At 67.1% G+C, this 14,772-nt stretch carries 14 protein-coding genes; 7 read left to right on the top strand and 7 right to left on the bottom strand.

What is annotated here, in order from left to right; all coding sequences use genetic code 11:
* Positions 1-27 precede the first annotated feature (27 nt).
* Genes fadD3 through SLQ33_RS16195 form a run of 4 tightly spaced genes read left to right on the top strand, consistent with a single transcriptional unit; the run spans position 28 to position 4,575 of the window.
* Entirely contained in the window at positions 28-1,551 is a 1,524-nt protein-coding gene (gene fadD3, locus SLQ33_RS16210; protein WP_319454883.1) for a 3-((3aS,4S,7aS)-7a-methyl-1,5-dioxo-octahydro-1H-inden-4-yl)propanoate--CoA ligase FadD3, read from the top strand.
* Positions 1,551-2,681 carry an acyl-CoA dehydrogenase family protein gene (locus tag SLQ33_RS16205; RefSeq protein WP_319454882.1) on the top strand — a complete coding sequence of 377 codons (1,131 nt, stop codon included), beginning with the start codon at positions 1,551-1,553 and terminating at the stop codon, positions 2,679-2,681. Before fadD3 ends, SLQ33_RS16205 begins: the two co-directional genes overlap by 1 nt.
* Positions 2,678-3,637, top strand: a complete 960-nt coding sequence (locus tag SLQ33_RS16200; protein ID WP_319454881.1) for an acyl-CoA dehydrogenase family protein — start codon at positions 2,678-2,680, stop codon at positions 3,635-3,637. The genes SLQ33_RS16205 and SLQ33_RS16200 overlap by 4 nt, the downstream gene beginning before the upstream one ends.
* The gene (locus SLQ33_RS16195; protein ID WP_319454880.1) at positions 3,634-4,575 is read left to right on the top strand and encodes an acyl-CoA dehydrogenase family protein; all 942 of its coding nucleotides are present in this window, start codon (positions 3,634-3,636) and stop codon (positions 4,573-4,575) included. The genes SLQ33_RS16200 and SLQ33_RS16195 overlap by 4 nt, the downstream gene beginning before the upstream one ends.
* On the opposite strand, the gene SLQ33_RS16190 is transcribed toward SLQ33_RS16195, so the two are convergent.
* A complete protein-coding gene (locus SLQ33_RS16190) occupies positions 4,572-5,123 on the bottom strand; it encodes a cysteine hydrolase family protein (RefSeq protein WP_319454879.1) in 552 nt (183 codons plus the stop codon). The genes SLQ33_RS16195 and SLQ33_RS16190 overlap by 4 nt on opposite strands.
* Before the next feature lie 26 nt (positions 5,124-5,149).
* Between SLQ33_RS16190 and SLQ33_RS16185 the strand changes: the two genes are divergently transcribed.
* Positions 5,150-6,328: a pyridoxal phosphate-dependent aminotransferase gene (locus tag SLQ33_RS16185; RefSeq protein ID WP_319454878.1), complete on the top strand. Its 1,179-nt coding sequence runs from the start codon at positions 5,150-5,152 to the stop codon at positions 6,326-6,328.
* 679 nt (positions 6,329-7,007) lie between these two features.
* Here SLQ33_RS16185 and SLQ33_RS16180 read toward each other — a convergent pair.
* Complete coding sequence (locus SLQ33_RS16180) at positions 7,008-7,754, bottom strand: 3-hydroxybutyrate dehydrogenase (protein ID WP_319454877.1); 747 nt, start codon at positions 7,752-7,754, stop codon at positions 7,008-7,010.
* Positions 7,751-9,100: an MFS transporter gene (locus SLQ33_RS16175; protein WP_319454876.1), complete on the bottom strand. Its 1,350-nt coding sequence runs from the start codon at positions 9,098-9,100 to the stop codon at positions 7,751-7,753. Before SLQ33_RS16175 ends, SLQ33_RS16180 begins: the two co-directional genes overlap by 4 nt.
* Positions 9,101-9,167: 67 nt before the next feature.
* On the opposite strand from SLQ33_RS16175, the gene SLQ33_RS16170 reads away from it, so the two are divergent.
* Positions 9,168-10,121, top strand: a complete 954-nt coding sequence (locus tag SLQ33_RS16170; RefSeq protein ID WP_319454875.1) for a LysR family transcriptional regulator — start codon at positions 9,168-9,170, stop codon at positions 10,119-10,121.
* A 58-nt stretch (positions 10,122-10,179) separates the two neighbouring features.
* On the top strand, positions 10,180-10,950 hold the full coding sequence (locus SLQ33_RS16165) for an alpha/beta hydrolase (protein ID WP_319454874.1): 771 nt from the start codon (positions 10,180-10,182) through the stop codon (positions 10,948-10,950).
* A gap of 144 nt (positions 10,951-11,094) precedes the next feature.
* On the opposite strand, the gene hsaB is transcribed toward SLQ33_RS16165, so the two are convergent.
* The 4 genes from hsaB to hsaA are packed head-to-tail and all read right to left on the bottom strand — an operon-like array spanning position 11,095 to position 14,638.
* Entirely contained in the window at positions 11,095-11,658 is a 564-nt protein-coding gene (hsaB, locus tag SLQ33_RS16160; protein ID WP_319454873.1) for a 3-hydroxy-9,10-secoandrosta-1,3,5(10)-triene-9,17-dione monooxygenase reductase subunit, read from the bottom strand.
* A 5-nt stretch (positions 11,659-11,663) separates the two neighbouring features.
* The gene (gene hsaC, locus SLQ33_RS16155) at positions 11,664-12,563 is read right to left on the bottom strand and encodes an iron-dependent extradiol dioxygenase HsaC (protein ID WP_319454872.1); all 900 of its coding nucleotides are present in this window, start codon (positions 12,561-12,563) and stop codon (positions 11,664-11,666) included.
* Between the two features lie 3 nt (positions 12,564-12,566).
* Positions 12,567-13,445 carry a 4,5:9,10-diseco-3-hydroxy-5,9,17-trioxoandrosta-1(10),2-diene-4-oate hydrolase gene (hsaD, locus tag SLQ33_RS16150; RefSeq protein WP_413467713.1) on the bottom strand — a complete coding sequence of 293 codons (879 nt, stop codon included), beginning with the start codon at positions 13,443-13,445 and terminating at the stop codon, positions 12,567-12,569.
* Entirely contained in the window at positions 13,445-14,638 is a 1,194-nt protein-coding gene (hsaA, locus tag SLQ33_RS16145; protein WP_319454871.1) for a 3-hydroxy-9,10-secoandrosta-1,3,5(10)-triene-9,17-dione monooxygenase oxygenase subunit, read from the bottom strand. The genes hsaD and hsaA overlap by 1 nt, the downstream gene beginning before the upstream one ends.
* Between the last annotated feature and the right edge of the window lie 134 nt (positions 14,639-14,772).

Here is a 14,772-nt window from a genome sequence, read left to right as displayed (position 1 = left end):
AGCACTTGCTTTGTTAGAGGAGCGTCAATGACGACCGAGCCGAGGACCATTCCCGCGGTCCTGGACCGGATCAGCGTCGAGTTCGCCGATCGCGAGGCCCTGGTCACCGACGACCGCACGTTGACGTACGCGGAGCTGAAGTCCGAGGTCAGGCAGGCTGCGGCGGCGATCATCGACCTCGGCGTTGCGGCCGGCGACCGCGTTGCGATCTGGTCCCCGAACACCTGGCATTGGGTGGTCGCATGCCTGGCCACGCACTACGCGGGCGCCGTCGTGGTGCCGCTCAACACCCGCTACACCGCCAGCGAGGCCTCCGACATCCTGAGCCGGACGGCCGCACCGCTGCTGTTCGTCAGCGGAGAGTTCCTCGGCGCGGACAAGGGTGCCGAACTCGACCGCGGTGCACTACCCGCGCTGCGCGACGTCGTGCGGATCCCCATCGACAAGTCCGATGGCACGTGGGATGAATTCATGGCGCGCGGGACCGCGCTCGCGGAGGTCGACGCCCGCGCCGCCGCGGTGACGCCCGACGACGTGTCCGACGTCCTGTTCACGTCCGGCACCACCGGCCGCAGCAAGGGCGTGCTGTCCGCTCACCGACAGTCCCTCGAGGCGCCGGCGGCGTGGGCCGCGTGTGGAGAACTCACCAGCGCCGACCGCTACCTGTGCATCAACCCGTTCTTCCACAACTTCGGTTACAAGGCCGGGATCCTGGCCTGCCTCCAGAGCGGCGCCACCCTTATCCCCCAGCTGACGTTCGACCCGGAACGCGCGATGAAGGCGGTGCAGGACCAGCGCATCACGGTGCTGCCAGGACCGCCCACCATCTACCAGACCCTGCTCGACCATCCCAAGCGCGGCGACTACGACCTCACGTCGCTGCGGTTCGCCGTCACCGGTGCGGCGACGATCCCAGTGGTGCTCATCGAGCGGATGCAGACCGAGTTGGACATCGACATCGTGCTGACCGCCTACGGGCTCACGGAGGCAAGCGGTTTCGGCACGATGTGCCGCGCCGACGACGACGCGGTCACCGTCGCCACCACCAGCGGCCGCCCGATTGCGGGCTTCGAACTGAGCATCGCCGACGACACCGGCGAGGTGCTGCTGCGCGGGCCCAACGTGATGCTCGGCTACCTCGACGACCCCGAGGCCACCGCGGCGACCATCGACGCCGACGGCTGGCTGCACACCGGCGACGTCGGAGCGCTCGACGAGCGCGGCAATCTGCGCATCACCGACCGGCTCAAGGACATGTACATCTGCGGCGGCTTCAACGTCTACCCCGCCGAGATCGAACAGGTACTGGCCCGCCTCGACGGGGTGACCGAGGCCGCCGTGATCGGCGTGCCCGACGAGCGGCTCGGCGAAGTCGGCAAGGCGTTCGTCGTGCGCAAGCCGGGAGCCGAACTCGACGAGCAGTCCGTGATCGGCTACACCCGTGAGCATTTGGCGAACTTCAAGACCCCGCGCTCGGTGGTCTTCCTCGATTCGTTGCCGCGCAACCCCGGAGGCAAAGTGGTCAAACCTCAACTGCGAGAGCTCACCTGATGGACCTGACGTTCGACGACGAGACGCAAGAGTTCCGCGCCGAGGTGCGCGACTTCCTCGCCGCCAACAAAGCGCACTTTCCTACCGAGTCGTACGACACCGCAGCGGGATTCGAACAGCACCGGCATTGGGACAAGGTGCTGTTCGACGCCGGGCTCTCGGTGATCGCCTGGCCAAAGAAGTACGGCGGACGCGACGCGACCCTGCTGCAGTGGATCGCGTACGAGGAGGAGTACTTCCGCGCCGGCGCACCGGGCCGCGCGAGCGCCAACGGCACCTCGATGCTCGCGCCAACGCTGTTCGCCCACGGCACCGAGGAGCAATTGGACCGCGTGCTGCCGAAGATGGCCAGCGGCGAGGAGATCTGGGCCCAGGCCTGGTCCGAACCCGAGTCGGGCAGCGACCTGGCGTCGCTGCGCTCGACGGCTACCAAGACCGACGGTGGCTGGAAGCTCAACGGCCAGAAGATCTGGAGTTCACGCGCCGTCTTCGGCGACCGGGCGTTCGGGCTGTTCCGCTCCGACCCGTCCGCGCAGCGCCACAAGGGTTTGACGTACTTCATGTTCGACCTCGAGGCCAAGGGGATCACCGTCCGCCCCATCGCCCAGCTCGGTGGTGACACGGGCTTCGGGGAGGTCTTCCTCGACGACGTCTTCGTGCCCGACGAGGACGTGATCGGTGCGGTGCACGACGGTTGGCGCGCGGCGATGAGCACGTCGAGCAACGAACGCGGCATGTCGCTGCGCAGCCCGGCGCGCTTCCTGGCGCCCGCCGAGCGACTCGTCGAGGCCTGGAAATCCGAGCGCAATCCCGCGTATGCCGACCGGGTGGCCGACGCGTGGATCAAGGCCCAGGCGTACCGGCTGCACACGTTCGGCACGGTGACCCGGCTCGCAGCGGGCGGTGAGCTCGGCGCCGAGTCGTCGGTCACCAAGGTCTTCTGGTCGGACCTCGACGTCGCGTTGCACCAGACGGCGCTCGACATGCGCGGCGCCGACGCCGAGCTCGCCGACTCGTGGACCGACGGCCTGCTGTTCGCACTCGGCGGTCCGATCTACGCGGGTACCAACGAGATTCAGCGCAACATCATCGCCGAGCGGCTGCTGGGCCTGCCCCGGGAGCCCAAGTGAGATTCGACCTGGACGACCAGCAGCGTGACTTCGCGTCGAGCATCGACGGCCGGCTGGGCGCCTCGGACGTGCCCGCCGCCGTACGCGCCTGGTCCGATGGAGACACCGGACCCGGTCGCAAGGTGTGGACGGCGCTGGCCGAGCTCGGCGTGACGGCGCTGACCGTCTCCGAGGAGTTCGACGGCATCGACGCGCATCCCGTCGACCTCGTGGTCGCGGCGGAGCGATTGGGGTACTGGGGCGTGCCTGGCCCCGTCACCGAATCGATTGCGGTGGCGCCGGTTCTGCTCGCAGGTGACGAGCGCAGTGCCGCGCTGGCCTCTGGCGACCTCGTTGCGACGGTCGCCATGCCTCCGCACGTGCCGCGCGCCGTCGACGCCGACTTCGCGGGCGTGGTGCTGTTCGCAGCCGACGGCACGGTGTGTGACGGCACCGCAGGCGATTTGCACGCGTCGGTGGATCCGGCCCGCCGGCTGTTCGACGTGACCGCCTCCGGTGAGGCTTGGAATGCCGATACCGCAAGGGCTTTCGAGTTCGGAGCGCTGACGACCGCCGCCCTGCTGGTCGGCGCAGGCCAAGCGATGCTGGACGCGTCAGTCGAATACGCCAAGCAGCGCACCCAGTTCGGCCGGGTCATCGGGTCGTACCAGGCGATCAAGCACAAGCTTGCCGACGTCTACATCGCCGTCGAGCTGGCCCGGCCGCTCGTCTACGGCGCCGCGCTGTCGCTGGCCGACGGTTCGCCCGAAACGGCGAGGGACGTCAGTGCCGCCAAGGCCGCCGCCTCCGACGCCGCACTGCTGTCGGCACGCTCGTCGTTGCAGGCGCACGGCGCCATCGGCTTCACCGAGGAACACGACCTCTCGCTTCTGCTGCTGCGCGTACAGGCCTTGCGCTCGGCGTGGGGCGATCCAACCTGGCACCGTGCTCGAGTCTTGGAGGCCCTCACCGTATGAGTGAAGAACGCGAACTACTGAGAGAGACGGTCGCGTCGCTCGTCGAGAAGCACGCAGGACCAGAGGCCGTGCGCCGGGCGATGGAGTCCGAGCGAGGCTACGACGAGAAGTTGTGGACACTGCTGTGTGAGCAGGTCGGGGCGGCGTCGCTAGTGGTTCCCGAGGAGTTCTGCGGCGCGGGTGGCGAACTGGCCGACGCGGCCGTGGTGATCTCCGAGCTCGGCAAAGCCCTGGTGCCGACGCCGTTGCTCGGCACCACGCTCACGCAGTTGGCGCTGCTGGCCTCCGACGAACCTGACGCCGACGCGTTGGAGAAGCTCGCCGAAGGCAGCTCGATCGGGGCCGTGGTCTTCGATCCCGGCTACGTGATCAACGGTGACGTCGCGGACGTCGTCGTCGCCGCGGCGGACGGCAAGCTCACCCGCTGGACCGAGTTCACCACCGCGCCCGTGACGTCGATGGACCCGACCCGACGGCTGGCACGCCTCGAACCTACCGCCACCACGGAGCTCGGCGCCGACCCCGGCCTGGCCGACACCGCAGCAATCCTGTTGGCATCAGAGCAGATTGGCGCGGCGAGCCGATGCCTCGACCTCACCGTCGCCTACAGCAAGGACCGCGTCCAGTTCGGCAGGCCCATCGGCAGCTTCCAGGCCCTCAAGCACCGCATGGCGGACCTCTACGTCAAGGTGCAGTCGGCGCGCGCGGTGGTCGACGACGCGATCGCCGACCCGACGCAGGTGTGGGCAGCGCTGGCCCGTGTCGCGGCTAGCGACGCGTTCACCGACGTCGCCGCCGAATCCATCCAGATACACGGCGGCATCGCCATCACCTGGGAACACGACATCCAGCTGTACTTCAAACGCGCCCACGGCAGCGCACAGCTACTCGGTCCGCCAAGCGAGCACCTGCGACGGCTGGAATCCGAGGTCTTCTAGCCGAGCGCGACGGCGTTCGCGTCGACGACGTCCGCGGTGCGCCCCGGCGCGCTCTGATGCGACCAGTACAGATTGGTGTGGGCAATCACTTGTTCCGGCGGCGGTGCGCCCCACCGCGTCAAGTCGTCGGTGGTGTGCGCGTCTGCGACGAGTGTGACGTCGTAGCCGCGGGTGAAGGCACCATGCAGCGTGCTGCGCACGCAGGCGTCGGTCGAGGCGCCGACGACGACGAGCCGGCCGACACCCAGTTCGCCAAGGATGCTCTCGAGCGTGGTGTCCTCGAAGGAGTCACCGTAGTGCTTGTCGACGATCGGTTCGCCGTTCCGGGGGTTCAGTTCGGGCACGATCGGCCAACCCTCGCCGCCGTGGGTGAGCTCGTCATCGGAGTGCCGCACCCACACCACCGGCACGCCCTCGGACCGGGCACGGTCGGCAAGCAGGGCGATGGCGGCGACGACGTCGTCGCGTCGAAGCGCGTCGGCCACCACGCCCACCTGGACGTCGATGACGAGCAACGCGCTGTTCGGTCGGTTCTTCAGAGTGGCCATCGTGAGAGCAGACTAGCCTCGAATCGATGACCGACAACAGCCAGCGCGTGGCAGTGCGCGCGGGAATTCCGCCGTTCTACGTGATGGACGTGTGGCTGGCCGCCGCGGAGCGCCAGCGCACGCACGGCGATCTGGTGAACCTGTCGGCCGGCCAGCCCGCCGCCGCGGCACCGCGCCCGGTACGCGCGGCGGCCGCGGACGCATTGGCGAACGACAAGCTGGGATATACGGTCGCACTTGGCATTCCGGACTTGCGCACGGCCGTCGCGGCTTCCTACCTGGATCGCCACGGCATCACCGTCGACCCCGCCGACGTCGTCATCACCACCGGCTCAACGGGTGGCTTCCTGTTGGCGTTCCTCGCGTGCTTCGACGTCGGAACACGCGTCGCCGTGACCTCTCCCGGATATCCCTGCTACCGCAACATCCTTTCGGCGCTGGGCTGCGAGGTGGTGGACGTGCCGTGCGGTCCCGACACGCGGTTCCAGCCGACCGTCGAAATGCTGGCAGCGTTGGATCCGCCCGTGAAGGGGCTGGTGATCGCCAGTCCCGCCAACCCGACCGGCACCGTTCTTCCGCCGGATCAGCTTGCTGACATCGCATCGTGGTGCGAGCAGTCCGGCGTCCAACTGGTCAGCGACGAGATCTACCACGGCCTGGTGTATCCCGGCGCCCCGCAGACCAGCTGCGCGTGGGAGACGTCGCGGGAAGCCATTGTGGTGAACAGCTTTTCGAAGTACTTCGCCATGACCGGCTGGCGGCTCGGTTGGCTGCTGGTCCCGCCTGTGCTTGCCCGCGCCGTCGACCGGCTCACCGGCAACTTCTCCATCTGCCCGCCCACGCTGCCGCAGCTTGCGGCCGTCGCGGCGTTCACGCCGGAGTCGATCGCCGAGGCCGAAGCACTCGTCGAGCAGTACACCGTCAACCGGGACCTGCTACTACGGGGGCTTCCGGCGATCGGACTGCCGCGGCTGGCACCCGCCGACGGAGCGTTCTACGTCTACGCCGACGTGTCCGACTACTCGACGGACTCGCTCGCGTTCTGCGCGAAGCTGTTGGCCGACACGGGGGTTGCGATCGCGCCGGGAGTCGACTTCGACACCGTTAACGGCGGCGCGTACGTCCGGTTGTCGTTCGCCGGTCCGAGGTCCGACATCGAAGAGGCCCTGCGGCGACTGGGCCCCTGGCTGGCCGACCGGCGCTGATCATCGCTCGGGCCGCGCGCCCCCAACTCCGACTCCACGATCAGTCGGCGGCAACCCATGCTAGGTGACCACGACACCACGTTCGGATCTGCGACATACGGGTCACGGACCAAATGACTGTCGGGTTCACGCTGGCGGCCACCTAGCTTCCAGCAAAGATTCAGCACGCTGGCGATGGCGCACCATTGAACGACGCCAACCACGACAACCGGCCAGATGACACCGGCGAGACCGGCGACCAGCATTCGCGTGACCCTGCCCAGCCCAGCCGGGCCTGTCCGCTCCCCGACCACGACGGCGCACAACGTACAAGCGACGAAGCCCAGCAAATACACTGATAGGATGGCATCCGGCATCATCGCGTTGGCACACCGCCGTGTCGTTCGTGCCCCCCGTGGGTCCCCCGTCGGCAGCCGCGCCCGACGTGCAAGCCCACCTCTCGGACACCAAGTGTCCAACCCCCCACCCAAGCCCTCCTCGATAGATTCGTGGCCCCCGCCTACGGTCAGCGGCGCGCTACCGTAGTTCTTGGCAAAGCTTGATGAGTGCGCCTGAGTGCACAGTCCGTACCCTAAGGTCTTCTTACTCTAGAGTCAATTACCTTGGAGTAAGTTACTCATGGGTAAGTTAACGACGCGGGTAACACTCGAGTCGCCCACGGGGCGCGTTCGGATTGGGGCTAGCGGGCGCTCCAGCCGCCGTCCATCGTGTACGACGCGCCGGTCACCATGCCTGCGGCCGCCGAGGCGAGCCAGCCCACCAGGGCGGCGACCTCCTCGGGCTCGACAAGCCGCTTGATCGCCGACTCGGAGAGCAGGATCTGCTCCAGCACCTGCTGCTCGCCGATACCGTGAGTGCGGGCCTGGTCGGCGATCTGCTTGGTTACCAACGGAGTTCGCACGTAGCCGGGGTTGACGCAGTTGCTGGTGACGCCGTGCGGGCCACCTTCGAGCGCGGTGACCTTGGACAGGCCCTCCAACCCGTGCTTGGCGGTCACGTAGGCCACCTTGAACTCAGAGGCGCGTAGCCCGTGGACCGACGAGACGTTGACGATCCGCCCGAATCCCTTGGCGTACATGGAAGGTAGCGCGGCGCGGATCAACAGGAACGGCGCCTCGACCATGAGCGCGAGCATGGAACGGAAGCGGTCCGGCGCGAAGTCGGCGATCGGGTCGATGGTCTGGACACCGGCGTTGTTGACCAGCACGTCGACGTCCAGCGTCAGCTTCTCCAGCGCCTCGACGTCGAACAAGTCGACGGCCCAAGCGGTTCCGCCGATTTCGTCGGCGACCGCCTTCGCCGCGACCTCGTCGACGTCGGCCACCGTCACGCTGGCGCCGCGGGCCGCGAGCTCCCTGGCGCAGGCCGCTCCGATGCCACTCGCGCCGCCGGTGACGAGGGCGGTGCGGCCGGCCAACTCCGTCATCCGACCGCGGCGCGGCGCTCGCCGGCCAACTCCTCTGCATCCGCCTCGTCGAGCGACTTCAGGTCGATGCCGTTGGTCTCGCGGGTGAACAGCACCGCGACGAGGGTGATGGCGCAGGCCGCGGCCAGGTAGATCGCCACCGGTACCGCGGAGTCATAGACGTCGAGCAACTTGACTGCGATGAGCGGGGCCAGCGAGCCCGCCACGATCGAAGTTACCTGATAGCCAAGGGACACACCGGAATAGCGCATCCGAGTGGGGAACATCTCCGCCATGATCGCAGGCTGTGGGGCGTACATGAACGCGTGGATCATGAGTCCGAGCGTGACCGCGGCGGTGATGATGACGTAGTTGCCGCTGTTCATCATCGGGAAGGCGAAGAAGCCCCAGGTGGCGCCCAGGACCGCCCCGACCAGGTACACGGGACGCCGTCCGAAGCGATCCGAGAGGTGCCCGACCAGGGGGACGACGGCGAAGTGCACCACGTGTGCGACAAGCAGGTACCGCAGGATCGAGCTGGTGTTGGCACCCACCTGCACCTTCAGGTACGTGATGGAGAAGGTGACGACCAGGTAGTACATGATGTTCTCGCCGAACCGCAGCCCCATCGCGGTGAAAACGCCACGCGGGTAACGCTTCAGCACCTCGATGACGGACAGCGAGCTGGCCTTCATCCGCTCCGCTTCCTGTTGGGCCTCGACGAAGATCGGCGCGTCGGTGACCTTGGTGCGGATGTAATAGCCGATCAGTACCACCACCGCCGACAGCCAGAACGCCACGCGCCAGCCCCACGACAGGAAGTCCGATTCGGACAGCGTGCCCGTGAGCACGAGCAGGACCACGGTCGCGAGCAAGTTGCCGGCAGGGACGCCGGCCTGTGGCCAACTGGCCCAGAAGCCGCGCTGACGGTTCGGGCTGTGTTCGGCCACCAGCAGCACCGCACCGCCCCACTCGCCGCCGACGGCGAACCCCTGGATGAACCGCAAGGTGACCAACAGCCCGGGGGCCCAGTAGCCGACCTGCCCGAACGTCGGCAGACAGCCCATCAGGAACGTCGCCGCGCCGACAAGCAGAAGCGAGAACTGGAGCAGCTTCTTGCGGCCGTACTTGTCGCCGAAGTGTCCGAACACCACGCCGCCAACCGGACGCGCAACGAAGCCGACCGCGTAGGTGGCGAACGCCAGGAAGATCGCGTTGAGCTCGCTGGTGGTCTCCGAGAAGAACACCTTGTTGAAGACGATGGTCGCCGCAGTGCCGTAGAGGAAGAACTCGTACCACTCGACGACGGTGCCCGCCATCGACGCGACGACGACCCGTCGAAGGCCGGTCGGTATCGGCGTTCTCATCAAAAGACTCCTTTGTGATGCGGCACACATTGGCTCTGAGTATCGATGCAGGTTCCCAGATGTCGCAATGGCCAAACCTGCAGGATCAATCTGCGAAAATGCAGATATGCCCGCCCCCGTGCCAGTGCGCAGGCTCAGCGCTGACGACCTGTTGGTGCTGCTCGCGGTCGGTCGATCCGGTCGCTACGTGACCGCAGCCGAGGAACTCGGCATCAACCACACCACCATCGCGCGCCGCATCACCGCGCTCGAACAGTCACTCGGCGGACGCCTGCTCGCCAGGGTCGCCGGCGGGTGGGAGCTGACCGAACTCGGCCGCGACGCGCTGTCGGCGGCCGAAGCGGTGGAGTCCGCGGTGCGCTCCCTAGCGACCGCCGACGGGGTCAGAACACTGGAGGGCGTCGTGCGCATGTCGGCGACGGACGGCTTCAGCGCCTACATCGCCGCCCCAGCCGCGGCCCACGTGCAGCGCCGACATCCGAAGGTGTCGGTCGAGATCGTCGCGGCGACACGGCGAGCCACCCAGCAGCGTTCCGGGCTCGACATCGAGGTGGTCGTTGGCGAGCCGCAAGTCCACCGTGCCGAGGCGATCCGGCTCGGCGACTACCGCTTGGGTCTCTACGCCTCGCGCGACTACCTCGCCGCCCACGACGCGCCGTCGACGCGCTCGGAGCTGGCCGAGCACCCACTCGTCTACTTCATCGACTCCATGCTCCAGGTCGACGACCTGGACCTGGCCCGCACGCTCACCCCGGGGATGCGTGAATCCATCACCTCCACAAACGTTTTCGTCCACGTCGAGGCCACGCGCGCCTCGGCCGGGCTCGGCCTGCTGCCGTGCTTCATGGCCGATCGGCACGACGACCTGATGCGCGTGCTGCCCGATGACGTCTCACTTCGGCTGACCTACTGGCTGGTCACCCGCAGCGAGACGTTGCGACGTCCCGAGGTGGCCGCCCTGGTCGGCGCGATCGGCGCCCGGATGGAGGAGCAGCGCGACGTGCTACTCGGCGAGGCCTAACGCAGACACCCTGACCGAATACCTTGCGCGGACGCTGCCGGCCTGATGCAGTCGGGGCATGCCATTCCTGAACACCGATGACGGGCGCGCCTACTACCGGCACTGGGCCGCCGAGCACCCGCGCGCCGCCGTGATCTTCCTTCACGGCTTCGGCGAGCACACCGGCGTCTACCACCGGTACGGCTTCGCTCTGAACGCCGCGGGCATCGACCTGTGGGCCGTCGACCAGTTCGGCCATGGGTTGACCCCCGGCGAGCGTGGAGACTTCACGACGCTCGAAGCCAGCATCGGGTTGGCCGATGGGCTGGCCGAGTTGGCGTCGACCGCCACCCCAGGCATTCCGCTTGTCGTGCAAGGACATTCGTTCGGCGCCGTCGCGACACTGTGGAAGCTCGTGGACGGCGCAGGCCCGTACCGGGCAGCGGTCATCTCGGGGGCGCCGCTGGTTCCGGTCCCGGGACTGGTCGACGCCGATAGCACGTTCGAGATCGCGCCCAGCCAGCTGTCGGCCGACCCGTTCTACCTCGACCAGATGGAAAACGATCCGCTGGCCTTCGTCGACGCGGACGGTGGACCGCTCGCCCGGGAACTGGACAGAGGCTGGGACACCTTCGGTGCGAAGTTGCCTGCGCTTGCGGTGCCGACGCTCGCGGTGCACGGCAGCAACGATCCGATCGCACCGGTCGGGGCAGTGCGGGCATATGCCGAGCAGATCGAACCATTGTCACTACTCGAGATCGCCGGAGGAGGACACGACATCCTCAACGACGTGACACACCGCGAGGTGGCAGCGGCGATCATCGAGTTCGTCGGCAAGCACACACAGTGATCCACAGCGGTTGTCCACACTGTGGATGAATCACACCCATGTAATTAAGCCAAGCCTTACCGCACGGCATGAACGTGTCGCTTGCTGCGGCGGATACCCGCGATTCCGCGCAACAAACGACACAAATGCGGTGACGGTTGCGGGCTAGAGCCAGGTGTCGGCCGTCGTGGTGGTGAGGAACGCCTCGAGGTCGTCGCGCCAATGCGCGGGCGTGTTCTTGTCCGGCTCGATGCCGGTGTACTCGCCGCGGTAGAACAGCAACGGCCTTGGCTTGCGCTTGGGCACTTCCGACAGCGAATGCACCGCGCCGAACACGACGAAGTGGTCGCCGCCGTCGTGCACGGAGTGCACCGTGCAGTCGATGTGCGCCAACGTGTGCTCGATCACCGGTGAGCCGAGTTCCGAAGGATTCCAGTCGATTCCGGCGAACTTGTCGGGCTCCTTGGAACCGAATCGCGCCGACACGTGCTGTTGCTTTTCGTGCAGCACGTTCACGCAGAACTTGCCGCTGGCCTCGATGGCCGCCCACGACCGCGACATCTTGGTCGGGCAGAACAGCACCAGCGGTGGATCCAACGACAACGCCGCGAACGACTGGCAGGCGAACCCGACCGCCTCGTCCTCGTGGATGGTGGTGATGATCGTGATGCCAGTGCAGAACTGGCCGAGCACGTGCCGGAACGTGCGCGGATCGATTGTGTCCGACACAGTAGCTACTTGAAACCGATGCTGAAGTCGTGACCCCACAGGCTGACCGCGGTGCTCTCGCGCGCCACCCAGCCCTCGTCATCGACTTCGAGCCCCTCGCAACCGAATTCGACGTCGAATCCGCCAGGAGTCTTCATGTAGAACGACAGCATCTTGTCGTTGACGTGGCGGCCTAGCGTCGCCGACATCGGCACCTTGCGGCGCAGCGCGCGGTCCAGGCACAGTCCGACGTCGTCGCTGTTGCCAACCTCCATCATGAGATGGACAATGCCGCTTGGGGTTTCGCCCGGCATGAAGGCGAGGCTGTGGTGGCGCGGGTTGACACCGAAGAAGCGCAGCCAGGCCGGCGGCCCGTCGGCGGGGCGTCCGACCAATTGCGGCGGCAGCCGCATCGAGTCGCGCAGCGTGAAGCCCAGCACGTCGCGGTAGAAGTGCAGTGACTCCATGTCGTCACGGGTGGTCAGCACGACGTGGCCGAGCCCCTGCTCCTCGGTGACGAACTTGTGGCCGTACGGGCTGACCACGCGGCGGTGCTCGAGCGCGGTCCCGTGAAACACCTCGAGGGTGTTGCCGGAGGGGTCGTCGAAGACGATCATCTCGTCGACGCGACGGTCGGCCAGTTCGGTGGCCGTGGCCTCCTTGTAGGGAGTGCCCTCGACGTCGAGTGCGTTCCGGATGCCCTGCAGCGCTGCGGCGTTCGCGGTCTCCCAGCCGGACTGCAGCAGCCGGTCGTGCTCGCCGGGGACGACGATCAGCCTGGCCGGGAACTCGTCCATCCGCAGGTACAGCGCCCCCTCTGTGGTTCCGCTGCCCTCGACCATGCCGAGCACCTTCAACGCGTACTCGCGCCACGCCGACACGTCGGTGGCCTCGAGCCGCAGGTAGCCGAGTGATTTGATGCTCATCGCCTAACCCCCTAGGAAGTCGATCGTCAGCTTGTTGAACTCGTCGAACTTCTCCAGCTGAGCCCAGTGACCGCACTGCCCGAACACGTGCAACTGCGCGCGCGGGATCTGCTTGAGCGCGACCAGCGCCCCGTCGAGCGGGTTGACCCTGTCCTCACGGCCCCAGATCAGCAGCACGGGTTGGCGCAGCTTGTACACCTCGCGCCACATCATCCCGAGCTCGAAGTCGGGGCCCGCGAACGACTTCCCCATCGCCCGCGCGGCGGCCAGCGACTCGGGCTGGCTGGCGATGGCGAAGCGCTCGTCGATGAGTTCTTCCGTGACGAGCTTCTGGTCGAAGACCATGATGCGCAGGAACTTCTCCATGTTCTCGCGCGTCGGTTCGACGGTGAACTTGCCGAGCAGTTTGACGCCCTCGGTGGGGTCGGGGGCGAAGAGGTTCACGCTCAGCCCGCCCGGCCCCATCAGCACCAGCCGGCCCGCACGCTTCGGGTTGTCGAGCGCGAACCGCACTGCCGTGCCGCCACCGAGCGAATTGCCCACCAGCGCAGCCCGTTCGATGCCGAGCTGGTCGAAAAGACCTAGCAGGGCCAGCGCGCTGTAGCGGTTGTACTGCTCGTGCTCGGTGTGCTTGTCCGAGTGGCCGTAACCCGGCTGGTCGACGGCGAGCACGTGGAAGTGCTCGGCCAACACGGCGATGTTCTTCGAGAAGTTCGACCAACTCGATGCGCCGGGCCCACCGCCGTGCAGCAGTACGACTGTCTCCGGGTTGCCGACGCCCGCTTCGTGATAGTGCAGGCGCATGTCCTCGCGGACCTGTGCGTAGCGCGAGGTGGACTCGAACGTATGGGTGTCCTCGGACTTGGACAAGGACTTAGTCATCAGACCATCGTGTCCTGGGGCGGCAGCCCGAACGCGTCGTTTCCGAAGATCAGGTAGGCCCGCTCGGGCTCGTTGGCGGCGTGGACGCGGCCCGCATGGACGTCGCGCCAGAACCGCTGCACGGGCTGGTCGAGGTTGAGCGCGGTGGCACCGGACGCCTCGAACAGCAGGTCGACCGACGCGATGGCGCGCGCGGTGGCGCGGACCTGGTCGCGGCGGGCACGAGCCCGGAGTTCGAACGGAATCTCCTTCTCGGCCTTCAACAGTTCGTACTCGTCGCGCACGTTGCCGATCAGCTGCCGCCACCCGGCGTCGATGTCGCTGGCCGCCTCCGCGATGCGCACCTTGGCGAACGGGTCGTCCTTGGACTTCTCGCCCGCGAACGCGGCGCGCACCCGCTTGCCCTGGTGCTCGACGTGGGCGTCGTAGGCGCCGTAGGCCATGCCCATGATCGGGGCGGTGATAGTGGTGGGATGCATGGTGCCCCAAGGCATCTTGTACACCGGCGCGGTGTTGTTCTCCAGGCCGCCCGCGGTGCGGTCGTTCATCGCCTTGTACGACAGGAAGCGGTGCCGCGGCACGAACACGTCCTTGACGACGACAGTGTTGGAACCGGTGCCCTTGAGCCCGACGACGTGCCAGACGTCGTCGATGCGGTACTCGCTGCGTGGGATCAGGAAGCTGCCGAAGTCGACCGGCTTGCCGTCCTTGATCACCGGACCGCCGAGGAAGGCCCACGTCGCGTGGCCGGATCCGGACGACCACTGCCAGGCGCCGCTGACCAGGTAGCCGCCGTCGACCACGACGCCCGCGCCCATCGGGGCGTACGACGAGGACACGCGCACGGTCGCGTCGTCACCCCAGACCTCGTCCTGGGCCTGCTGGTCGAACAGGGCGAGGTGCCAGTTGTGCACGCCGATGATCGAGCTCACCCAGCCGGTGGAACCACATGCGCTGCCGAGCCGGCGCACGGCCTCGTAGAAGACGGTCGGGTCGCACTCGAGCCCGCCCCACTGCGATGGCTGAAGCAGCTTGAAGAAGCCGACCTCGTCCAGTTCCGCGATGGTGTCGTCGGGGATCTGCCGCAGGTCCTCGGCCGCTTGGGCCCGCTTGCTGATCAACGGCAACAGATCATCGATACCGTCTAGGACGGACAAGGCGTCGCGTTGTTCAATACTGTCGACGGGCGTCACTGACTGCCTCCAGGCTGGCGGGGCTACTAAGGATCTAGACAGAGATTAGAACACGTTACGATTTGTGTCGAGCAAGGCATTCCTATGGCGGCTAGACCTGCGGAAGCCCGTTTTTGTAACATGTTCTAGTTCCG

Origin of the sequence: Mycobacterium sp. RTGN6 (assembly GCF_033804605.1) — a bacterium.
GTDB lineage: Bacteria > Actinomycetota > Actinomycetes > Mycobacteriales > Mycobacteriaceae > Mycobacterium.
Note: the sequence above shows the minus strand (reverse complement) of the source record. Positions and strands in the feature narration are given on the sequence as shown.